The 22,123-nt window shown below is 47.3% G+C and carries 22 protein-coding genes and 1 tRNA gene; 9 read left to right on the top strand and 14 right to left on the bottom strand.

Going from position 1 to position 22,123, the window contains the following annotated elements; translation table 11 throughout:
• Nucleotides 1-441: 441 nt before the first annotated feature.
• The 4 genes from GZ78_RS26105 to GZ78_RS26090 form a co-directional block, all read right to left on the bottom strand.
• Complete coding sequence (locus GZ78_RS26105) at nt 442-1,128, bottom strand: DUF3313 domain-containing protein (protein ID WP_034843057.1); 687 nt, start codon at nt 1,126-1,128, stop codon at nt 442-444.
• A 183-nt stretch (nt 1,129-1,311) separates the two neighbouring features.
• Complete coding sequence (locus GZ78_RS30105; protein ID WP_051786573.1) at nt 1,312-1,758, bottom strand: hypothetical protein; 447 nt, start codon at nt 1,756-1,758, stop codon at nt 1,312-1,314.
• A gap of 109 nt (nt 1,759-1,867) precedes the next feature.
• Complete coding sequence (locus tag GZ78_RS26095) at nt 1,868-2,182, bottom strand: BolA family protein (protein WP_034843054.1); 315 nt, start codon at nt 2,180-2,182, stop codon at nt 1,868-1,870.
• Nucleotides 2,183-2,275: 93 nt separating this feature from the next.
• On the bottom strand, nt 2,276-3,208 hold the full coding sequence (locus GZ78_RS26090) for a 2Fe-2S iron-sulfur cluster-binding protein (protein WP_034843051.1): 933 nt from the start codon (nt 3,206-3,208) through the stop codon (nt 2,276-2,278).
• Between the two features lie 534 nt (nt 3,209-3,742).
• On the opposite strand from GZ78_RS26090, the gene GZ78_RS26080 reads away from it, so the two are divergent.
• The 5 genes from GZ78_RS26080 to GZ78_RS26060 all read left to right on the top strand — a co-directional run bounded on the left by GZ78_RS26080 (nt 3,743) and on the right by GZ78_RS26060 (nt 8,611).
• A complete protein-coding gene (locus tag GZ78_RS26080; RefSeq protein WP_034843047.1) occupies nt 3,743-5,260 on the top strand; it encodes a fumarate hydratase in 1,518 nt (505 codons plus the stop codon).
• Between the two features lie 221 nt (nt 5,261-5,481).
• Entirely contained in the window at nt 5,482-5,760 is a 279-nt protein-coding gene (locus GZ78_RS26075) for a hypothetical protein (RefSeq protein ID WP_034843044.1), read from the top strand.
• Nucleotides 5,761-5,862: 102 nt separating this feature from the next.
• The gene (locus GZ78_RS26070) at nt 5,863-6,984 is read left to right on the top strand and encodes a hypothetical protein (RefSeq protein WP_051786572.1); all 1,122 of its coding nucleotides are present in this window, start codon (nt 5,863-5,865) and stop codon (nt 6,982-6,984) included.
• Nucleotides 6,985-7,064: 80 nt separating this feature from the next.
• Nucleotides 7,065-7,430, top strand: coding sequence for a hypothetical protein (locus GZ78_RS26065; protein ID WP_034843040.1), 366 nt, complete (start codon nt 7,065-7,067; stop codon nt 7,428-7,430).
• Between the two features lie 134 nt (nt 7,431-7,564).
• Nucleotides 7,565-8,611: a hypothetical protein gene (locus tag GZ78_RS26060; protein ID WP_034843037.1), complete on the top strand. Its 1,047-nt coding sequence runs from the start codon at nt 7,565-7,567 to the stop codon at nt 8,609-8,611.
• 95 nt (nt 8,612-8,706) lie between these two features.
• On the opposite strand, the gene GZ78_RS26055 is transcribed toward GZ78_RS26060, so the two are convergent.
• The 4 genes from GZ78_RS26055 to GZ78_RS26040 form a co-directional block, all read right to left on the bottom strand.
• Nucleotides 8,707-11,562, bottom strand: coding sequence for a valine--tRNA ligase (locus GZ78_RS26055; RefSeq protein ID WP_034843036.1), 2,856 nt, complete (start codon nt 11,560-11,562; stop codon nt 8,707-8,709).
• Nucleotides 11,563-11,693: 131 nt separating this feature from the next.
• Nucleotides 11,694-12,086, bottom strand: coding sequence for a hypothetical protein (locus GZ78_RS26050; RefSeq protein ID WP_034843033.1), 393 nt, complete (start codon nt 12,084-12,086; stop codon nt 11,694-11,696).
• A gap of 5 nt (nt 12,087-12,091) precedes the next feature.
• The gene (locus GZ78_RS26045; protein WP_034843031.1) at nt 12,092-12,529 is read right to left on the bottom strand and encodes a DNA polymerase III subunit chi; all 438 of its coding nucleotides are present in this window, start codon (nt 12,527-12,529) and stop codon (nt 12,092-12,094) included.
• Between the two features lie 117 nt (nt 12,530-12,646).
• Nucleotides 12,647-14,128: a leucyl aminopeptidase gene (locus GZ78_RS26040; RefSeq protein WP_034843029.1), complete on the bottom strand. Its 1,482-nt coding sequence runs from the start codon at nt 14,126-14,128 to the stop codon at nt 12,647-12,649.
• Between the two features lie 721 nt (nt 14,129-14,849).
• Here GZ78_RS26040 and lptF point away from each other — a divergent pair.
• Nucleotides 14,850-15,959 (top strand): LPS export ABC transporter permease LptF, encoded by a 1,110-nt coding sequence (gene lptF / locus GZ78_RS26025; protein ID WP_034843023.1) that lies wholly within the window; start codon nt 14,850-14,852, stop codon nt 15,957-15,959.
• Nucleotides 15,952-17,010 carry an LPS export ABC transporter permease LptG gene (gene lptG / locus GZ78_RS26020; RefSeq protein WP_034843021.1) on the top strand — a complete coding sequence of 353 codons (1,059 nt, stop codon included), beginning with the start codon at nt 15,952-15,954 and terminating at the stop codon, nt 17,008-17,010. The genes lptF and lptG overlap by 8 nt, the downstream gene beginning before the upstream one ends.
• A 96-nt stretch (nt 17,011-17,106) precedes the next feature.
• On the opposite strand, the gene GZ78_RS29725 is transcribed toward lptG, so the two are convergent.
• Together GZ78_RS29725 and GZ78_RS26010 are read right to left on the bottom strand one after the other, a co-directional pair.
• Complete coding sequence (locus GZ78_RS29725) at nt 17,107-17,256, bottom strand: hypothetical protein (protein ID WP_161787499.1); 150 nt, start codon at nt 17,254-17,256, stop codon at nt 17,107-17,109.
• Between the two features lie 253 nt (nt 17,257-17,509).
• Entirely contained in the window at nt 17,510-17,986 is a 477-nt protein-coding gene (locus tag GZ78_RS26010; protein WP_034843016.1) for an RDD family protein, read from the bottom strand.
• 239 nt (nt 17,987-18,225) lie between these two features.
• Here GZ78_RS26010 and GZ78_RS27930 point away from each other — a divergent pair, with 239 nt between their 5' ends.
• Both GZ78_RS27930 and GZ78_RS26000 read left to right on the top strand, forming a co-directional pair.
• Nucleotides 18,226-18,771: a TetR/AcrR family transcriptional regulator gene (locus GZ78_RS27930; RefSeq protein ID WP_051786571.1), complete on the top strand. Its 546-nt coding sequence runs from the start codon at nt 18,226-18,228 to the stop codon at nt 18,769-18,771.
• 135 nt (nt 18,772-18,906) lie between these two features.
• Nucleotides 18,907-19,539, top strand: a complete 633-nt coding sequence (locus GZ78_RS26000) for a hypothetical protein (RefSeq protein ID WP_152558965.1) — start codon at nt 18,907-18,909, stop codon at nt 19,537-19,539.
• An 84-nt stretch (nt 19,540-19,623) separates the two neighbouring features.
• Here the strand turns inward: GZ78_RS26000 and GZ78_RS25995 are convergent, their stop codons facing one another.
• The 4 genes from GZ78_RS25995 to GZ78_RS25980 form a co-directional block, all read right to left on the bottom strand.
• Entirely contained in the window at nt 19,624-20,178 is a 555-nt protein-coding gene (locus GZ78_RS25995; protein WP_081870057.1) for a GNAT family N-acetyltransferase, read from the bottom strand.
• Nucleotides 20,179-20,218: 40 nt separating this feature from the next.
• The gene (locus GZ78_RS25990) at nt 20,219-20,962 is read right to left on the bottom strand and encodes a class I SAM-dependent methyltransferase (protein WP_034843008.1); all 744 of its coding nucleotides are present in this window, start codon (nt 20,960-20,962) and stop codon (nt 20,219-20,221) included.
• Nucleotides 20,963-20,992: 30 nt separating this feature from the next.
• Nucleotides 20,993-21,526, bottom strand: coding sequence for a methylated-DNA--[protein]-cysteine S-methyltransferase (locus tag GZ78_RS25985; protein ID WP_034843005.1), 534 nt, complete (start codon nt 21,524-21,526; stop codon nt 20,993-20,995).
• Between the two features lie 261 nt (nt 21,527-21,787).
• A tRNA-Leu gene (locus tag GZ78_RS25980) sits at nt 21,788-21,874 on the bottom strand.
• Nucleotides 21,875-22,123: the final 249 nt, after the last annotated feature.

Here is a 22,123-nt window from a genome sequence, read left to right as displayed (position 1 = left end):
CATTTTCTCGTCATATTCATGCTTATTGCATGGATCTGACGAGAAAATGCTGTCACGGCGGAGAAAGAGCTAGCGAGAAGCCGACGAGCGATGTTCGTTTCTTTTCGTTCACATCAGCAAACGAATATCTCAGTATTTCCGCAGTCTATAGTCTGACTGGAGCGGCTTTATGAATTTTCCGGGCTAGTGCCGCCAAGCTAATTTTCCTACGAACCCCGTTCATCCTGAGCCTGTCGAAGGATACTGGTAATGCGCTTTGATAGGCTCAGTGCGAACGGATATACCCATCGCCTTTCAAGATGCTACGTTGTTGCCAGCGTTCGCTCACCCTGATCACCTACTACTTTCACCTACTACTTTTAGTCTCACAGGGCTTCGCTCACTTGTCGCCTAGTAGCATCTTGAAATCCAATGGGTATAGAAAATCACCTGACTCCTGGATTATTGTTCTTTTCCGATAATCATATCCAGTCCACGATTATAGAATTCAAGCCAGTCGTCCAGAACGGCTTTGACATCTTCTTTGGTGACTTCATCGTTGTCTGATTGTTTATTAATGCCCTTACGAAGCACTTCGCCTTCCAGTTTTCCAGTACCACCGTCTCTTAATTGAACTTCCATATAGAGAGCAACGATATAATCCAGACGATCTGTTGCGGTTTTAATCAATGTTCTGGCAACAGCAACAGGCAGGACAAATTGTCTGGGTTTGAGGTCTTTCATTTCTGAAACAATACCTGTGATAGCGGGTTGTATCACAAGTACGCCAGGTCCTGGTTTTTCAGCCAGCATGCCACGTTTCTTCAGGCCTTCTTTAAAGCCATTGTTCAGGTAGTCTGCCACTTTGGTGGCTACTTCACGCTGTGCGTCATTCGTGGCGTTGTAATTTGGGAACAGTTTGATGGGCTCAACATAGACTTTTTTGTATTTCTTCAGATCGCCACTGACCCAGCGCATGGCGGTATCGTCATCAATAGGAGTGAGTTTTTCATAATGTTCCAGATAGCCGCTGTAGGGTTGTTCTTCAGTATCGATTTTCTGTTGTGTTGAGCAGGCCGTCAGTAGCAGGGCGCTGATCAGCACAACGGGCAGTGCGAGAAGTCGGCGTGTTTTTTTGTAAGCTGTCATGGTGCGAGTCGTTATGTGATTAAGGGAGTTTTTTACTATGGAAATGCTGCTCTATCAGACCCTGAAGCCATTTTCATGGTTCGAGGTGAGCAGCATTTCCCGCTCATGGCTGTTTAGCTCATGGCTGTTTAAATGAGCAAAACGAAATGTTGGCTCAAAGAAAGGGATAATAGGCTTCTTCTTCTAAAAGAGTCCACCTGATGTCGTTCTTAGTGGTTCAGGCGCATCCATCACCCTGGGCCAGCGATGACTTTTATGACAGCTTTGTTCGTTTTCTTCAGTCACAACATAAAGCCGTGTGAAAGGGCCGTCTGTAGCAATCAGGCCCTGAATAAACTGCTGATTTTCCAGCATGAACCAGTGGCTTTCACCGGCGTCATCTTTTTCCATAAACGCATCGACACTGATCTTTACAGGTCTGGGGTTAAAACGGCTCCAGATGCCACTTTTTACGGACTCAAGTCTTGCCCAGCCTCCCTGAGGGGCAAGGCCTGGCTGACTTTCACGGCGTCCCCAGGGTACCAGGACCTGCTGGCCCTGCCGGGTCAATACCGGCAGTCGGGCTTTAGGGTTCGGGAAAAAGGTTTTGATGGTCTGGCCATCCAGATCGAATTGTACACCGCCGCACACGTCCAGGGGCTCTCCATTGTTGACTGTGAAGGATTCTCATTCCTGATGGCGATGACAATCTGCTTCAAGCGCTCATGGTACGCAATAGATTATTAATGTTTGAGCGCACTTAGCGTTTGCTGCCACCTTTGCAGTCCGGGCTATCAGGTGCCTGCTCTTGACGTTCATGCCACTCACCGGGTGTATAAGTGTGGAGAGCCAAAGCATGAATCCCACCTTGCATTTCTTCAGACAGAATCTTGTAGATCAGTTGATGCCGTTTAACGGGCATTTTGTCTTCAAACTCCTGGCTGACCAGTACCACTTTAAAATGGGACTCCGAGCCGGGAGGCACGTTGTGCATATGGCTTTCATTGAAAATTTCAAAGTGTTGGAGTTCCAGGGCAGCTGTCAGTTTTTTACTGACCCGATCTTGCATACTCATACTTCCATTTCCGCCTTTTTAATCTTGCTTACAGAGTCAGGTTTATAGCTTTAGATTAACAGGAATGCCGAGGGTTGCGAAGGGAAAACCGGATTAGCAAAGTTCACTGCTGAGGAGAATGCATTTCGCGTTTTTTCGATCGGTACAGTAGTCCTTTATGGGGGTGCTGAAGGGTGCGTCCCCTGCACAGATTACTCTGATTGGTGAGGGCTGAGGTCGGGCAGATTGCAGCCACTGTCCATAATCCTGTCGACCTGTAGTCAGGGTATAACTGAATGAGTCGAGTTGGGCGAGGGCCTCCAGTTGTTCAATGCAGTAATGATTGTCACTGCTGGATGCTTCTTGTATCAAGTGGATTCTGGTGTGGGGTGAAGGGGTTGTAAGGCTCAGAGTATCACGGGCATAGGCCAGTAAAGGAGCCAGAGAGCCTTCTTGAGCAATAAGTATTTGGTCAGCGGTGTCTGGCAGATTTCCACAAAGATGCAGTCCGCGGGGGCTGCTGAGGCTGACTTTTTGGCCGACTTCGGTAGAATCGTGAGCCCAGGCGCTAAAAGGCTCAGCTACCTTACGCTGAACATGGATGACCATTGACCGATCCTGTGACGGTACAGAAGCAAGATAGCATTCTTTTTCAAGATTAAGGCCGGTATCGACTCTAATGTGCTGACCGGGAAAGTAGTTTACCGGGTGTCGTGCAGCCAGCTCCAGGGCGACAACGGTGGGGCTTAAAGATTGTTTGGCCGTAATGATGGCTTGTGTGTGTTTTCTGCCTGGTAATGACACGGTCATATCGCTTTCGGGTAGACACTGGCAGGCAAGAAAATAGCCTTCATTAACTTTTTCACTGCTCAAGTATGTCTGGCTGTCTGCTGGAGGTTGACCCATATCGGCTTTCAACATACAGGCGTGACAAATACCTGAACGGCAGGAATAAGGAATTCGTTCTCCCTTTTCCAGTAAAGAGTCCAGCAAGCACTTGTCGGTATTGACCGGGTAAGCCCGATTAGAGAGTGTGATAACAGGCATGGTGGTATCTTACCTTGGTGTTTTTTACCGTGGAAGCCATTTCATTGCCATAGCGGTTTTAAACGCAAGCTATGAAATTCTTCAGGCTCCTGGGGCTTGATACTTAATCTCTAAGCCTCGTCTGTCGTTTGTTTCGGCCAGTCGCGATAAAAAATGAAAGGCTCTGTGGTCAATCCCTGATTATCGTGAAAAACAGGCATCTGTATCGCTATTAAAGTTTGGAGATGTCACTAAATGTTTTTCTACGCTCATGGCTGTTTCCTGAGGAAAGCATTGATATACTCCACGGGCAAATGAGGAGGGGAAGCCCGAAATGAAGCCAGAAAACAGTCAGGTTTCAAAAGGGTTCTTCATTAAAGTTCTGAATTGTGCAGTGAGCCATCAGAGCAAAAAACAGAGCCAGATTGCTGGCCGGGATTCTGAAGGCTGTTCTTCAGTATCTGTATCGTTTGAAGATTGCAAAGCTGGCAGTCTGCCGGATCTATGTATGAGTTTGGCAGGCTCCTGGACCGATCATGGGAGTTGGGGAGCGTAATGACACTAATTCGTGAAGAGGATCTGATTGAGAGCGTAGCTGACGCTCTGCAATTTATCTCCTGCTATCATCCGCTGGACTTTATTCACGCCGTCCATGATGCCTGGAAAAAAGAGCCGTCCAAGGCCGCTAAAGATGCTATGGCCCAGATTCTGATCAACTCCAGAATGTGTGCCATGGGTAAGCGACCTATTTGTCAGGACACGGGTATTGTAACGGTGTTCCTGAAGATCGGTATGAATGTCCGCTTCGAAAGTGATCGAAGTGTTGAAGACTTGGTGAATGAAGGTGTTCGTCGCGCCTATACACACCCTGAAAATGTTCTGCGTGCTTCTGTTCTGGAAGACCCGGCTGGAGCGCGTAAAAACACCAAAGATAACACGCCAGCGGTTATTCATATGACTCTGGTGCCGGGTGATACCGTCGACGTACAGGTGGCAGCAAAAGGGGGTGGCTCAGAGAATAAGTCCAAGCTGGCCATGTTGAACCCATCTGACGATATAGTGGAATGGGTGAAGAAAACAGTTCCTACTATGGGAGCGGGCTGGTGTCCTCCGGGCATGCTGGGTATTGGTATTGGTGGTACGGCTGAAAAAGCTATGGTACTGGCCAAGGAATCCCTGATGGACCCCATTGATATTCATGAGCTCAGAGAACGCGGACCCAGTAACCGGGTAGAAGAATTGCGTCTGGAAATCATGGAGGCAGTAAACAGTCTGGGTATTGGTGCTCAAGGGCTAGGCGGACTGACCACGGTTCTTGATATCAAAATTAAGGACTACCCAACTCATGCGGCTTCTTTGCCTGTTGCTATGATTCCAAACTGTGCAGCTACACGACATGCACACTTTGTTCTAGACGGCAGTGGTCCTGTTATTCAGGAAGCGCCGAGCCTGGACGATTACCCTGAAGTCGCTCTGGATTTGAGTGAAGGTGTTCGTAAGGTCAATGTTGATGATATCTCTAAAGAAGAGATCAAGACCTGGAAGCCGGGTGATACGGTTTTGCTGTCGGGTAAAATCCTGACCGGTCGTGATGCCGCACACAAGCGTATGATCGATATGATGTCCCGTGGAGAAGAGTTGCCTGTGGATCTGAAAGGGCGCTTTATCTACTATGTTGGCCCTGTCGATCCCGTTCGTGATGAAGTTGTGGGTCCAGCGGGTCCGACCACCTCTACTCGAATGGATAAATTCACCCGGACTCTGTTGGAAGAAACTGGCCTGGCTGGGATGATTGGCAAAGCTGAGCGTGGTGATGCTGCCATTGAGGCCATCAGAGATAATGAGTCTGTCTATCTGATCGCTGTGGGCGGTGCCGCTTATCTGGTTTCCCAGGCGGTTAAAAAGGCAGAAGTGATTGCCTTTCCTGAATTGGGAATGGAGGCCATCTATGAATTTGAAGTTAAAGACATGCCTGTGACGGTGGCAGTTGATCATACGGGTGATTCCGTACATAAAACCGGCCCGCAGATCTGGAAGCAGAAAATCGAAGAGCAGATATTGGAACTGAAATAAACGGGTAATTACTATTGTGAAAATGATTCCATCCCGAGGGTTGGAATCATTTTCTTAGCTACGGGGCTGTAAAAAGTACAGGGTTCCAGTGCTCAATGATATTGCCCGATAGCTGGATTTGATACTTTTATCGCTCCAGCCTATACTTCCGCAGCCTTTTGTCTTGGCGTCAGCTTATTTTCTTGAAAAGGTTAAGTGTCCGATCTTCAGGAGTATCTTTCATGATATTTATGTCCGAATTTCCACAGAACCCTGTATGTATTCCTGCCAGTCAGTTTTTAAGAGATAACCCTCCTCAAACTCGTGCAATTACTGAAATGACAATGTCGTTCAGTGACCTTGATAACATGAATCAGTGCTTGAAAGCATTACAGGAGTCTGATGAACGACTTTTGTCAGTGTCGGATAGTGAAGCTAAATACGATTGGCGTAATATCACCGTTAAAGGTCGGTTAATCTGTTTTGGTGTACAGCTGGTACGACGAGTCTTTCTTTCATGAAAAGAAAGAGGTTTACGCGGATGAAAAGCATACTCGTATTATGAGTCAATTTGGCATATCCCCTGATCAATACTCAGTCAATCATTATTGCCTGGCAGCTTGATGAGTCGAATTCAGCTGCCATTAATTCTGCTCTTGAATGAGATTATTACTTTACTGGCAGGTGTATTGATTTTTATTGTAGGTGCAGCCATTGCGGAAACCCAAGGCAATGCAGGCTATTCTAGCTTGTATTTGTCTCTGGCTGTACCTGGTGTCCTTTTTTCCACTGTAATTGGCTCTGCCGTTTCTTTCTTTAGCTCGGTGACCATTCTGCGTGTATCGTCAATTTTGTCTCTGGTGCTGTCCAGCTTTTTAATAGATGTAGAAATGTCATTGGCCGTTGTCATGGGTATAGCCTTTATTTTTTCGATTCTCAGTCAGGCCAGAAGCATTGCGTTCTTTTCCATTTGTTCATGCAACGTTCCTGACCAACAACAAACTATTTTTCAAGGAAAAATAGTTTCCCTGAATTCTCTGGTTAGAATTACGACGCCTGCTATTGCATTGTTTCTATCCAACGGTATAAGTGCCGGTGATTTGCTGGTATTGTTCAGTACGATCAATGTAATTGTCGCAGTAGCTTTGTATTGGTCAACCCTTAATCTTGTCAGAGAGTCCTCAGGTAATATTCTGGTTTCGATAGTCACTCATTTACCAAAAGGTTATCCTTGGAAAGCACTCTTTATAACCTATTATCGTTGTGTACAGACTATTATCGTCACTACCGTATCCGCTGAGTGGTTATTACTTGATAATTATCAACAGGCCTCTTTCAACTTTGTATTGATGGGGGTGGCTGTCACTATGGTCGGGGTATTGATGGTTTATAATTGTCGAAATATTCCAGAGATCCCGGTTCTGGTTATCTATTCATTATTGCTTGTTCTATTTTTGGTATTGAAAGCCAATGCCTGGCTGGTTTTTGTTACGCTCTTTCTTTATACGCTCTATGAATCGATTCTGGCTTCAAAGATAAAAATAATGGCCACACCCGATGATGCCCCGTACTTTGCTTCCTGGTTTCAGTGGAGCACAGGAATGGGGATGATTATTGGCTATGTTGCCGTGATTATAAATCCAGATTTTTTCCAGACAGGAAATCTTTTTTTTATTCTGCCAGTGGCAGTAGCAGGGTGTCTAATTGCTGTAATCCTGAGAACCGAGTCCTTTAGAATTTCGTGAAGGTGTCAATATTCGGTCGATTGGCCGCAGGAACAGAAGTTCTATAATCAGTTTATAAGACCAGGCAGTAAGGACGCATTATGGTTGACGATTCTGATCAGACTCAAGACGCTGCACCCAGAGGCAATAATCGTATAGCAGTTGCGTTGTTTTCCTTGTGGCAAAAGCTCTTGGCAAGGATGAAGCCATGTTTCTCCAGGTGGGGAGAAGAAGAGAGTGTTGGAATTGATGATGATTCCCGAATCGTTAGAGCTAATCTACTGAGCCTTCAGATTGAGGACCGTTTTGAGCACTTCTGGATTGAAGAGCGTGCTCAGGAGATTGAAGAAGATAATGATTCTGAAAGCGTAGAAGGGGATGAGTTGTTTTCTGAGTTGTTAGCTGCTGAAGAAGAGTGGGCCCGATTGCAGCAAATTCGAGATCAGTTTCGTAAGAACAACGATTAGAAGTATGGCCTGTCTATTATCGGTCAGGCCATGGAAACATGGTTAGTCATGCTTGCAGTCTGGTTAGTTTCTTTTCGATAGTCTTTCCTCATCATGAGGTTAGCGAAAAAAGGATTGAGTCAAAGGAGTGATTCATGGCCGGGATATTGGAGACAGGGCAGTCAATTGCCAGAGGCACACTGAACGGAGCTGTCAGAGGTGCTTTATTGCCCGCAGAGCTTTCATATAAGGCAGGGAAGGCGGTGGGTTTGGCCTTCGGTAAATCCGTTGCTGCTGTTGTTGGGTTGCCAGGCTATCTGGTGATCAAAGGCGTGAATGTCTTTCGTCCACAGAATAAAAAATTTGATGCTTCTGAAGCGTTCAATATTGTCCCGGTCGCTCCTTTTAAATACATTGGTGCCGGTCTTGCTCTGACATCTACTTCCCCTGCATTGATTGCGCTGACTCCGCTTGCTGCCATTGGTGGAACTGTCTTTGGTGCAGTATTTACTGTTACAAGACAAGGGGGTAAGAAGTTGGTGGGGTTGATCGCTTATCGTCAGCAGGGTGAAGCGGCCAATGTTCAGCAAATTCGCCAGCAGTTGATGGACTTGCAGCGTCGTATCGTCGAAAAACAGGGTGATGCCAATCCTGCTGATCTCGAGGATTTAGTCCGGGAGTTTAATCATATGGGGAATGATGACCAGATTCTGATCATGGAGCATGTTCAGGGCCTGACTAATGCAGCGGGTGAACCTATTCCTGTCACTGATGAGAATATCGTTGAAATCCTGAATATTATTCATGAGATAAGCCCGGAAGGTGATTTAGCTCCTGTGTTTATGGATCGGTTAATGAGGTTGATCAAAAATCTGGGTATTGAAGATGGGGATGAGCTTTGTGATGGGCTTAACGCCTACAAAAGCTTTTTGCAGCTTCAGACTGTTCAGCATAATCAGGGTGCTGAGGTATTTACTGGCAATGATTTCAAAGGGCTGGTTGAGAGTGGAGCATTGAATAATCCTGTGGTGTTTCAGGCGCCAGTGCATACCATTGAAGAAATGACTCAGGAGCAAATTGAGCACTTTGGAACTCTGGATGCTTACCTGAATTTTGAGCGTGAACGTTATTTGACAAGAAGGCTCAATACAGCCATGCAGGCATTGCAGGAATATCAGCAGGGGCAAGGTTTAGCTCCCTGATGTTCAGGAGATCATTAAAAAAGGCCTGACTGAAAATCTGCAGTCAGGCCTTTTTATATTCAGGTCAAGTATTTGCTCAATTCAACGTTTACCGCTTAAAGAGCTTGAATAGCTTTGAGCTGTTCATCCAGACGTTCTTTGGCAGCCTGGGCTTCTATCAGCTTACTGCGTTCCTTCTCAACCACTTCGGCTTTGGCATTGTTGATAAACTTCTCGTTGGACAGCTTGCCTTCAAAACGCTGAACTTCTTTATTGAGTCGTTCAACTTCTTTACTGAGACGAGCTATTTCTTTGTCTTTGTCGATCAGACCCGCCATGGGTACGAGCACTTCCATCTTGCCAACCAGCTGAGTGGTCGACATTGGGGCTTCCTCGTCGGAGGCTAGAACACGAATATCGGTCAGCTTTGCCAGTGACTTCAGGAAGGCAGTGTTCTCATTAAGGCGACGCTGGTCGTCAGAAGAAAGATTACGCAGCAGTACGCTCAGCTCGCGGCTTGGGCCAATATTCAATTCAGCACGAATATTACGGATGCCGGTAATAAAGCCTTTCAGCCATTCGATATCCTGCTCAGCAGTCTCGTCTAGCTTGCTTTCATCCAGAGTCGGGTAGCTCTGGAGCATGAGTGTTTCGCCCTCAACGCCAGCCTCTTCCTTGATGTTCTGCCAGATTTCTTCAGTAATGTATGGCATGAACGGGTGGGCCAGACGCATGATGGTTTCCAGAACTTTGACCAGAGTACGACGAGTACCACGTTTCAGAGCTTCGGAAGCGTCTTCATCCCATAAAACAGGTTTGGACAGCTCCAGGTACCAGGCGCAGTATTCATTCCAAATGAAGTCGTACAGGTTCTGGGAAGCATGATCAAGGCGGAACTCGGCCATGTTCTTTTCAAGCTGGGCTTCCAGGCGCTGCAGCTGGGAAATAATCCACTTGTCCGCCAGAGTGAGTTCGACTTCGCCACCGTTCTGGCCACAGTCTTCACCTTTGGTGTTCATTTGAACATAATTGGCGGCGTTCCAGATCTTGTTACAGAAGTTTCTGTAACCTTCCAGGCGCTTCATGTCCCAATTGATATCGCGACCGGTTGAGGCCAGAGAAAACAGTGTATAGCGTAAGGCATCAGTGCCGTGGGCTGTAATGCCTTCAGCAAAGGTTTTACGGGTGCGTTTCTCGATCTTTGCGGCCTGTTGAGGCTGCATCATATTACCGGTGCGCTTCTCCACCAGGCTTTCCAGATCGATTCCATCGATCATGTCCAGAGGGTCCAGAACATTGCCCTTGGATTTGGACATCTTGTCTCCGTTCTCGTCACGGATCAGACCCGTGACATAAACGTGTTTGAACGGAACCTGTGGGTTGCCATCTTCATCTTTCATGAAGTGCATAGTCATCATAATCATCCGGGCAACCCAGAAGAAAATGATGTCAAAGCCGGTTACCAGCACATCGGTAGGATGGAAGGTTTTCAGGCGTTCAGTGGTTTCGGGCCAGCCCAGAGTGCCAAAGGTCCAGAGTGCCGATGAGAACCAGGTGTCCAGTACGTCATCGTCCTGCTTAAGGGTAACGTTGGCTGGAATGTTATTCTGTTCTCGTACTTCTTCTTCGTTGCGACCTACGTAGACGGCACCGTTCTCGTCGTACCAGGCAGGAATGCGATGTCCCCACCACAGCTGACGGGAGATACACCAATCCTGGATATCTCTCATCCAGGAGTAGTACATGTTTTCATATTGCTTGGGTACGAACTGAATGCGGCCATCTTCTACCGCTTCCAGAGCTGGTTTGGCCAGAGGTTCGGCACGGACAAACCATTGATCGGTTAGCAGAGGTTCAATCACAACACCGGAACGGTCACCGTAAGGAACGGTCAGGTCATGATCTTTGATTTCATCCAGAAGCCCGGCTTCATCAAAATCGGCAACGATCTGTTTGCGCGCAGCAAAGCGCTCCAACCCCTGATATTTTTCAGGGATAGGTGCAGTAATAGTGTCGTTTACAGTGCCGTCATTGTTGTAAGTGTCGCCTTTCTCTGAAATGAAGCCTTCCAGAGTCATGATGTTGATCATGGGCAGACCACAGCGCTTGCCAACTTCATTATCATTGAAGTCGTGAGCGGGGGTGATCTTGACGCAACCAGTACCTTTATCCATGTCGGCATGATCGTCAGCCACAATGGGAATACGACGATTCACCAATGGCAGAATGATGTCTTTGCCGATGAGTGCTTTATAGCGCTCGTCTTCAGGGTTAACTGCTACACCTGTGTCACCGAGCATGGTTTCAGGGCGGGTGGTAGCGACAACAATGTAGTCTTTGCCTTCAGCCGTGGTTTCACCGTCTGCCAGAGGGTAGCGCAGGTGCCACATGTGGCCTTTAACGTCTTTGTTCTCCACTTCCAGGTCGGAAATGGCGGTGTGCAGTTTAGGATCCCAGTTGACGAGACGCTTGCCACGATAGATCAGATCGTCTTTATATAGGCGAACAAACACTTCCTGAACCGCTTTATAGAAACCGGGGTCCATAGTGAATCGTTCATTTTCCCAGTCGACGGATGCACCCAGCCGGCGGAGCTGGCGAGTAATGGTGTCGCCAGATTCTTCTTTCCATTCCCAGATTTTGTCAGTGAATGCTTCGCGACCATAGTCATGGCGCGTTTTGCCTTCTTCTGCCTGAATCTTGCGCTCTACCACCATTTGGGTGGCGATACCGGCGTGGTCAGTACCTACCTGCCAAAGGGTATTGCTGCCTTTCATGCGCTGGTAACGAATCAGGGCGTCCATAATGGAGTCTTGGAAAGCATGACCCATATGCAGACTGCCGGTGACATTGGGCGGTGGAATCATGATGGTATAGGGTGAGCCTTCGCCTGAGGGGGCAAAGTAACCTTTTTCTTCCCAGGTCTGATACCAGGTGCGCTCAATCGCGTGAGGGTTAAACGTTTTTTCCATAACTTCAGGATTCTGACAGGTTCTGATCTAAACCGCGTAGTATACACGGAACGGTCAGAGCAGTGTTAATAGGAGTCGCCATTCGGGTTGAGTCTACATCGAGAGCATCAATGACTGAATGACAAAAGGCGTCAATCTGAAAGATTTTCAGGCATCTGGTCCAAAAGGTGATCCAGATAGTGGTTCAGTTCGCGGTTCAGCTGGGCTTCAACCCTGACCAGTTCTTCATCAATGATTTCCTGAATGAACAAACGGGCCTGTTTACGTAAACGGGATTTTAGTTCCGATTCTGAAACGCCAGAATGGATGACGGGCGAAAGCGTAGGGGGCTGAGGATGACTTTGCTGGTAGTCCCCTTTGACGTTCAGCACCGCGACAGTCTGTCTGGAGTCTTCCTGATCTGCCAGGTCGGTAAGAACAGGAATGTGTTGATTGAGATGATCGCTACGATCTTTCTCTTCTTTCAGAAGGCTTCTCAGTCGTTCCAGTTCATCCAGTAGACCTTCTGTTTTTTTCTGGCTCATGGGGCTTATCCTGCAATCTGGATTCGGTGAGTTTCCGGCTGGATGCCGTCAGCAATATAAGCCCTGAATTTATCACGGAGCACCTCGACCGGGCCTGGACTCTGATCAACAATTTCACAGGTCCGGACAAAGTGTTTATAAAAGTCCGGAATTCGACTGGACAGGTTAATCAGTAGAGTATTGTCGTGCAATGATTCGGGTTTCTCTATGCCAAGAGTGACAGGAGCGCCCGATGTCTTGCTGGTGATTATCTGATGGGGAAGAAAGCTGTCTTCTCGCCACTCCCAGAGCAGGCGATCCAGGGTTTCGCACTGGATGTCGTTATCCGTATGAATATGTACAGGCATACCATTACGCCACGCTTTGTCGGTAAGTCGACAGGCGAATTGCTTAACGGCTTGTGCGGACTGCTGTTGCAGCAAATAGAAGGTTACTCGGGACATGAAGCTGAGTGTAATGGGAAATGGCTCTGGTGGAAAGGTTGCAAGTCATGGATTTAACAGGGCTTGTGTGAAAATTGAAAGCAGAACGGGTCAGGTATGACCCGTTCTGGCAGAGACTTACAACTGGTTGATCAGATATTGAATCAACATGGGGACAGGGCGACCGGTTGCACCCTTGGCTTTTCCGGAAGTCCATGCGGTACCGGCAATGTCCAGGTGGGCCCATGGATAGCTTTCAGTAAAGCGAGCCAGGAAGCAGGCGGCAGTTATGGTACCTGCTGAACGACCGCCAATGTTGGCCATATCGGCAAAGTTCGAATCCAGCTGGGCTTGAAACTCTTCGCCCATAGGCAGTTGCCAGGCTTGGTCGGAAGCGTCTTTTGAGGCTTTGAGCAACTCACCGGTCAGCTCATCATTATTACTCAGCAGGCCAGTGATATGATGGCCCAGGGCAATAATGCAAGCTCCGGTCAATGTGGCTACGTCAATCACTGCTTTTGGCTTATAACGCTCGGCATAAGTCAGGGCGTCGCAGAGAACCAGACGGCCTTCGGCATCTGTATTGAGGATCTCAATGGTTTGGCCAGACATGGAAGTGACTATGTCACCGGGACGGCTAGCATTACCGCTGGGCATATTCTCGGCGGCGGCTACCATGCCGACTACATTGATGGGCAGATCCAGAGCAAGGATGGTCTGCATGGCACCAAAAATACTGGCTGCACCACACATGTCGAACTTCATTTCGTCCATGGCTGCACCAGGCTTCAGAGAAATGCCACCGGTATCAAAGGTGATGCCTTTGCCCAGCAGGACAATAGGCTTTTCGCCACGCTTGCCACCTTTGTAGTCCATTAGAATCAGCTTGGATTCCTGATCGGAGCCCTGACCTACGGAAAGCAATGAATGCATGCCCAGGTCGGACATCTGTTTTTCGCCCAGAATCTTGGGGGTCATTTTGGCATGAGATTTTGCCAGGGTTTTAGCCTGATCTGCCAGGTAGCTCGGGTGGCAAACGTTACCAGGCAGATTGCCCAGTGTCCGGGCCAGGTTTCGGCCTTCACCAATGGCCTGACCTTCTGCAATGGCTTTTTTCAGAGCTTCTATATGTTTGCGGTCTGCCAGAAAAGTGATTTTCTTCAGTGCCAGTGCATCGGCATTTTTGCTTTTGAATTCGTCGAACTGGTAGAACGCATACACTATGGCTTCGACCAGCTGGCGTGCTTTCCAGCTGTGATCTTTGTCTTTTACCTCGATATCGTCCAGTGTCACCAGGGCATCTTTGGCAGAAGCTGCTTTCAATTCAGAAGCCACCGATTGAGCCAGTTTGATGAACTCGCTTTCATTCAGGGCTTTCTTGCCTTCGCCCGTTGCACAAAGCAGAATTCGCTCAGGGGCAATTTCCGGAACATGTTGGAGCAACAGGGTCTGGCCTGCCTTATATTTGAGGTCGCCTCGCTTGAGAATGCTATCAATGGCACCTTTGCTGGCTTCGTTAACGGCTGACGCAGCAGTGGTAAGCTCTTTCTTCTGCACACCCAGTACCAGGCAGGCAGTTTTCTGCTTCTCTACCGCTCCGCTTTTTACGATAAATTGCATGGTTGCTCCCATAGGACACTTGTCCGGTTATAACTCTCGGGGATGACCCGATCTCCTGTTAATCTTTCTGACAAAACCTGTAGCGCTTCGCTCTGGCTGTTGGTCAACGGCTCTGGCCTGATGTCAGGAAGCTGGCTGAGAAGAAATGACCCGGTCTAAAGTTCACCAAAGAAGTGGTTTCTCTGAGCTTTGTCTGTGAGTGCAATTCCTGTCCAGTTTTCCGGAGTAAGCCTCTGACCAATACATTTGCTTCGGTCAGGGGCTGGTATAGCCATGAGCCGAATTGCATTCTGAACCGACAGATACTCGAGTAAGCCCTGTGAACTCCTTCAGGTCACATCCGATTTTTGCAAAAGGAATGTAAATGATGCGACTTCTCTCATCTGGGCTATAAACTCGAATAGGTTTGTTGGATAATTGTCAGATCGGGTATTTGAACAGAGCTTGCGCCAGAAGTGAATTCCCGCAAGGCTTTCAGAGACAGATTCTAGCCCGTTTATTGTGTCAGTGTGTCGACAAATGTCTTTCAGGGCAGAAAAAACATGTTTTGATGGTCGATATACTGCCTGAAGCTGCTTTTTTGTTTTGTCTGATTCAACAAGTGTCTCGTTGTATGCCATGAAAAAAAACAGCTCAGATGTTTGAGTCATTACATCATTCATTCGCCTTGGGTGCCTGAATGACATTTTTTATGAACTATCGGAAACAGTAACACCAGATCATGCCTTCGATCCTTTTTCGATACCTGGCCAAAGAAATGCTCAAGGTCACATTTGCCGTCACCGGTGTTGTGCTGTTGATCATTATGAGTGGCCGCTTTGTGAATTATCTGGCACAGGCCGCCAACGGCTCGCTGAATGCCGACTTCCTTTTTGCCATCATGGGTTACAGAATGCCCGAGTTCCTGGTGATGATTATTCCTCTGGGACTGTTTCTGGGCATTATCATGGCTTATGGAAGGCTCTATGTAGAAAATGAAATGACAGTGATGGGAGCCTGTGGAGTAAGTCAGGGGCGGCTGTTGCGTATGACAATGATCCCTGCACTGTGCATTATGGTTGTCGTTGCTCTATTGAGTACCATGGTGGCTCCCTGGGGGATAAAGAAGGTAGAAACTATTCTTTCCCAGCAAGATTCCATGACTGAGTTTGACACACTGGTGCCCGGAAGGTTTCAGAAGTTTGAAGGGGCCAACCGGGTAACCTATACCGAGTCGCTGACAGACGATAATCAACAACTGGAAAAAGTGTTTATTGCTCATCAGTCCAGTGCTTCAGATAGCTCGGAAATATCTCTGGTGATGGCAGAGAGTGGTCGCATATCTACGACGGAAGAAGAGGGGCAGCGTTACTTGATCCTTAGTGATGGCTTTCGCTACGACCTGGTTCCAGGTGCGCCAAAAGTAAGGGTTACCCAATACGAAACCTACGGTATTCGGATGGAAGAAAGTACTGTGGCTGATGAAATCAGCAAAGAGCAGGCTTTGCCTACGTCAGTATTAATAGGCTCTGATAATCCGTCTTACATTGCAGAGCTTCAGTGGCGTATCTCCTTGCCATTATTAATCCCTATTATTGTACTGCTGGCGGTTCCACTTTCTAAAGTTAATCCTCGACAGGGACGGTTCGCCAAGTTATTACCGGGAGTCCTGTTGTATCTCCTTTATCTGGCTTTGCTGATTTCAACCCGGGGGATGGTAGATGATGGTCGTTTATCTCCGCAGCTGGGTGTCTGGTGGGTTCATGGTGCCTATTTGTTACTTGGATTAGGGGTCTATTTTCAGGAGCCTGTACAGGTCATGATTGCCAAACGGAGAGCTGCTCGTGCGTAAGCTGGATCGTTATATCGCATGGAATGTTCTGGCATCCATGGTCATGGTGCTTGTGATTCTGGTCGTGCTGGAATCCATGTTCGCATTTTTGGGTGAACTGGATAATGTCCGTGGTAACTATCAGATGGTGGATGTGGTCGTTTATATCCTGCTGCTGATTCCCAAAAAAATCTATGAATTTATTCCGGTTTCGGCTCTGATCGGTTGTCTGGCCGGCCTGGGTAGTATGGCTTCCAACAGTGAGCTGGTGGTCATGAGGGCTGCAGGTGTGTCACTTTGGCGTATGGTCTGGTCAGTCATGAAGCCAGCGCTGGTACTGATTTGCGTAGGCATCGTAGTAGGGGAGTACGTAGCGCCCACCACCGAACAGATTGCTGAAACCCGTAAGAATATCGCACGATCTTACAACGGAGAATATTCTGGTGAGGGGGTCTGGCATCGTGAAGGCAATGAGTTTATGTATTTTAACGCGGTAGAGCCCAATGGGGTGCTTTACGGTGTGAGCCGCTATGTATTTGATGGTGAGATGAGGCTCAAGGAAAGCTCCTTTGCTAAAAGGGCTATTTATCAGCAGAACCATTGGATATTAGAAGATGTGACCCGTAGCCGTGTAGAAGGCAATAAAGTTGTTTCTGAAAAAGTGAATACAGAACCATGGAATACCAGTCTAACGACAACACTCTTGAAGGTCGTTGTCGTTAAGCCTGACGGTCTGTCTATTTCAGGATTAAACACCTATACCAATTATCTGGAGGAGCAAGGGCTTGATACCGGTGAGTATGCCCTGGCTTTTTGGACCAAAGCCTTACAGCCTTTGTCTATCTTCTCTCTGGTGTTAGTCGGAATCTCTTTTGTTTTTGGTCCCCTGCGCTCGGTTAGCATGGGGTTGAGGATTTTCTCGGGCGTCATTACCGGCGTGGTGTTTATGATTGTTCAGAACCTGCTGGGGCCTTCCAGTCTGGTATTTGGTTTCCCGCCTTTATTGTCTGTGCTTCTGCCCGTTCTGATCTGTATCGGTATAGGGTCATTGCTATTATATAAGGCGGCCTGACGACAGGGTGTTATCTTGACAGGTAATGCCCGTATACAAGTATCGAAATTCAGGGAAGAGATGAAAGAGCCAGTGTAAAAGCTGGCTCGATGGTGTTTAGTGGTGCTTCGAGCGTTTTCGTGAATTTTTCTCTTTTTCTACAGGAATATAAGCTCTGGAGAGTTGTTTTTGATTCTGCACGGGCTTCATGGAGGCCAGTATTTTTGTCACCAAGCGAGTCAGCTCATGGAACAACAGGATATTCATAGTTTTGTCCTGAGTGTAGAGGTACCAGATAATAAATTCACCGGTTCCAAGCTTCAAAAGACGCCATAAGATGTGGCGGACTTCGGTTATATTAACTCATATAGGTAAAAATACTAATAAGCATTTCGGAAACTATTTGGTTGTTTTAAGTGGAAAGGGAATATCAAAACAGCAGGTTGAGGCAGGTGTTTCGTGGGTTTGTATGGCAGTCATCTCAATAAAAGTTGGTTGACTGCCTGCTATCGAGTCAGGATTATTGTTTGGGAATATACAGGGTTTTAGAGCTTGATAGGCGGTCCTGCCAGCTAAGGCTCTCTCGATCCCACAGGCACCAAAAGACACCCAGCCCGCAGAGTGCGAGTGAGGGAATAGCGGTGAGTACTCTGATCAGGCATTGGCCAATGGATATAAAGCCACCCTGCTGATCCAGGACTCGAATTTTCCAGGCCTGCATGCCGAGAGTCTGGCCGCGACGGGACCAGAAAAAGGCAAAAAAACTGAAAATGCTCAGAAACAGAGCCGCATAAAAGAATGGACCGCCTATTGACTGTCCGCTGTCTGTCATAGCTTTAAGCTCTTCTGCTCCATACACCTTCATTTGAATGCCCAGGTTGATAAAGCCGACCAGGAACATAATGGCTAATACCAGAAAGCTGTCGTATATAATGGCGGCCAGTCTCCGCCAAACGGGGGCGGGTTGTGCTTGGTTCTGTTTAGATGTGTCTGACATAAAAGCTCCTGTAACAGGTTGCGGAGTTTATCAGTTTCTATGGGGTTGGGCAGTAGCTGTATGAAGGTTTCATGAGCTTGATAGTGAGCGTTAAAAGGTAGACAGGATGAGAAACTCAATACTTTATGAGATCTCAGAGCTGAGAAACCTTGAGATCCTGAACGCCTATGAGACAATCATGGCTCAATTGAAATAATGGAATAAGAGCATTGGCAGGGCGACCAAGTTCAGTTCAACGTTTGAAGAAAGCAGCAATTCGACTATTGGTGAAAAAACCGGGGTCGAGTCTGGCTGAGTTGGCAGCAGCTGCCGGTATTGGCAGGGCGACACTGCACCGACATTTTACCAGTCGTGGGCAATTAATTGGCTCTCTGCTAATGGATTGTCTTCAGGCAGTAGAGCAAACCTATATGGCTGTCGAAACTCAATACCCTGATGACTATCGAGAGCAGCTCCTGCAGATGATAGGAGGCTTTGTTGAGCTTGAAAGCGAGTATTGTTTTTTGCTCAGGGACTGGGGTGTTTCAGATACTGATGAGATCTATGTGAATCTGGCCAGACAACAAGCGGCATGGGACGCGTATCTCCAGTTTTTGGTCAGTGTAAATGTGTTACGACAAGATCTGCCTCTGGCCTGGCATAAGTCTGGGATTGATGGCCTGATTGGAGGAGCCTGGATGGGGATTGAAGATCAGGAGATCGGAATCAAGCAGGCAATACGATTGACTCGAGAGTCAGTGGAAAAGGCGTTTATGGTGCCACTTGAGCAGTCAGGGAAAAAATAATTTAGCATTGTCGTATTGTTGTTAAACTTTGCTGATGTCTTGTATGAGAATTTGCAGATGTTCTCCTGAAAAGTAAATTAATAAAGCAGGTTTGTATTTGAACTAGACTCTTAACATTTGTGGGAGAATGTACCTATGAAGAAGAGTCTTTTTTTCGGTTTGTTCATCTGTTTTGTGCCCTATTCGCTGGCTCTCCCGGTGAATACAGAAGGCAGTCCTCCTGTAAAGGATGTGTCTGATTGCAAAACTCACTTCAATTACACCGTAAAGTCGTCGTCTGGTGAGTGGCAAACCTATGTGCATTTTGCGGCTGAAGATGGCACATCTGTTCTTCCAGAAAAGAACTGTGAGAAAGTGGCCTGGTTTGAAAAGGATGACGATGATCCGATGAAAGTCAGGCAAATCCAGCTTCCCCTTGTGGTGTCAGAAGGGGATAGCGAGATTCTGGGGTATCAGCTGGGGACAAAGTCTGACTTTTATGGCGTGCTGTCAATTACCATGGTTCAAATGCCAACTGAAGGGTCAAGGCTTCGTGAACACTACAAGCTCTATGAGTTGTTGGTAGATAAAGCATACTCACTAAAGAAGGCTGAGAGTACTCCGCCGCCAGCGATGTGCTCTTTTGTCATTGCTGCTAGCGGGCCGGGTAAGCCCGTGGTGACTCCCTTCAGTTTTCACGGTGCCGTTTGCAACATTGATCCGAATACCCTGAGTATTAACGCCAGTCTAAAAGGAATTGATCAAATGGTAGGGATTCCGGGGTTCTAATACGTCCAGGAGCCCGTTCGTACTGAGTCGTCGAAGTGCGGCCCTTGGCCAGGCGAAGTGTGTGCGTAAAACGCACTTGTTAAGTTACTCTTTATGATCGGCAGGATTGATTTTGGAAGTCAGAATATGATCCTGCCACTTTCCGGCGATCTTGAGGTAAGACTTGGCTCTTCCTTCTTCTTCAAAGCCCAGCTTTTTAAGTAGTGTTGCACTTCGATGGTTGTCAGGAATGTAGTTCGCCATGATGCGATGAAGTTTTGCTTCCTGAAAGATGTAGTTCATGCCAGTGGAAACAATCTCGTGCATTAATCCCTGACCTTCGTATTTTTTCGAAATAGAGTAGCCTAGGTGACAGGCTTGAAAAACACCTTGGATGACATTGTTAAAGTTACATAAGCCAATGACTTCTTTTCTGTCAGGTGTCAATGCTGTGAGCTGGAAGCCGGTACCTTCCTTGAAGCTTTTACACTGTGCTGTTAGCTGGCGCTCACACTGTTCCAATGTATAAAAACTCTCATTTCGCACAGGTTCCCACGGGGTCAAGTGATCCCGGTTAGTCAGTCTGTATTCTAAAAGCAAACCGGCGTTATTGGGTTCAAGAATTGTCAATTCAGTTCTTGGTGATTTTATATTGATCATATTGATTCCATAACCAATCTTAAGAGACTTACTGCGTCCTCTATTTAGTACCTATGATGACAGGCTGGTAGAAGACGTTATCAAGCCTCTGTACATTCTTAAAGCCTGCTTCTCTCATCAATTCACAAAGCTGGTCTGTGGAGATGGCATAGTAACGAGAGTGAAGTGTGTGAGTGATTGCTTTGCCTGTAGAAAGGTCTTCTTCAACCAGGTGAAAGGCAAGACTGTACTGATCGCCTTCAAAGTCCCAAACTTGAAACAGGATGTATCGTTTGTTGCCTTCAACCCGGACGCCATAAGGTTTTAACAGGTTTCGGCCACGTTCTTCCTTTTCATAATCTCGAACAGTGATCAGACAGCCACCACCCGATTTGAGACAAGCAAACATTTGTTTAAAGGCTGTAAGGATATCATTGTCGTTTAAGAGGTGAGGTACAGAGTTATCCGCAGAGATTACCAGATCAAAACCAGACCCATGATGATCAAAAGCCTGTCGCATGTCGCAGACTGATACATCTAAATTCAGGCTGCGTTCGTCTGCTTCTTGTCTTGCGCGCTCAGCTTCTTTTTCTGAAAGATCGGATGCTGTGACTTTATAGCCCTTCTGAGCCAGTCCTATGGCTTGGGTGCCAATGCCGCAGGAGACATCAAGAACTGATTCGGTGTCGGGCCAGAATTTCCGAATCAGCGCATGAAGTTGGTTCGACTGTTGCTCAATGCTGTCATCCCAGTCTTCGAAAATAAGAGGGTAAAAAGGGGTGAGCTGATCGTAAAAGTCATTCATGCCGAAGAGTGTATCGTCAAGTAAGGGATGTTAATCAAACAGTGAACTCTGTTGATAAGGGAGTCCACCTTCAAGGTTTAATAGCTTTTCCTTAACGGGTTTGCCACCGGCATAGCCCTGAAGCTCACCATTGCTCGCAATAACCCGGTGGCAGGGAACCAAGATTGAAATTCCGTTGGCACCATTAGCATTGGCTACGGCTCGGAGGGCGTTTTTGTCTCCCATGGATTCAGCCAGTCCTGCGTAGGTGGTGGTCTCTCCGTAGGGGATGTCCAGCAAGGCTTGCCAAACGCGTTTCTGAAAGGCGGTGCCTGCCAAGAGCAGCGGCACTGAAAAGACATTCCGTTCTTTACGAAAATACTCTTCCAGTTGTTGACGAGCGAGTTCCATAATTTCGTCGTCTTTCTCGACATACTCAGCTTTGAGCCCGTTTTTGACGCGTGCGTCGACTCTCAATCTTTTCTTTCGATAACGCCAGTCACACAGGCAGAGCTGCTGGTCATAGGTGCCAAGCATCAGCTCGCCAACCGGCGATTTATAGTATTGGATGTTGATGGTGTTCATGGGGAGGGTTTATATCATATTTTGCTTGCAGAGCATTTGGGGGCTGCTGTTATTTTTTGAAAATATTAGCGGTGCGGCAGTAGCGTGTTAATTTTTGTGGGTGTCAGATAACAGGTATTCTGTTGCCGTTTGTTATAAACGGTATGGTTAGATGCTTGGTATTATTGGCGTATAAGATATAGGAATGATTGTGGCTTGTAGATAAGAGACTCTCAGATAGCTGGATTCTCTGTTGGTCTTTGAGTGGAGATAAATTGAACTTGGTACCGGTGGGCGGACTCGAACCGCCACGCCCGTGAAGGCGGGGGATTTTGAATCCCCTATGTCTACCAATTCCATCACACCGGCACTGTTTTTCAGGACTGGGCTGTCCCGAGAAGATGTGGCGTAGTATACATAAGCCCGAACTGTTTTCAACTGTCGTTTTAGTCCCTGAGTTTGAACCTGTCTTTTCTGATCAATCTTTCATCATAATCGATGTGTCAGGCGGAATGTTTTGTCGCCTGACAGAGACTCGGTTTTGCAGTATATTGACGCGTTTTTTCAGAAACGGTCAGCTCTCCAGACCGCTGAATGGCTTATATTGATGTTGTTTTG

This window comes from Endozoicomonas numazuensis (assembly GCF_000722635.1).
GTDB classification, from domain to species: Bacteria; Pseudomonadota; Gammaproteobacteria; order Pseudomonadales; family Endozoicomonadaceae; genus Endozoicomonas_A; species Endozoicomonas_A numazuensis.
Note: the sequence above shows the minus strand (reverse complement) of the source record. Positions and strands in the feature narration are given on the sequence as shown.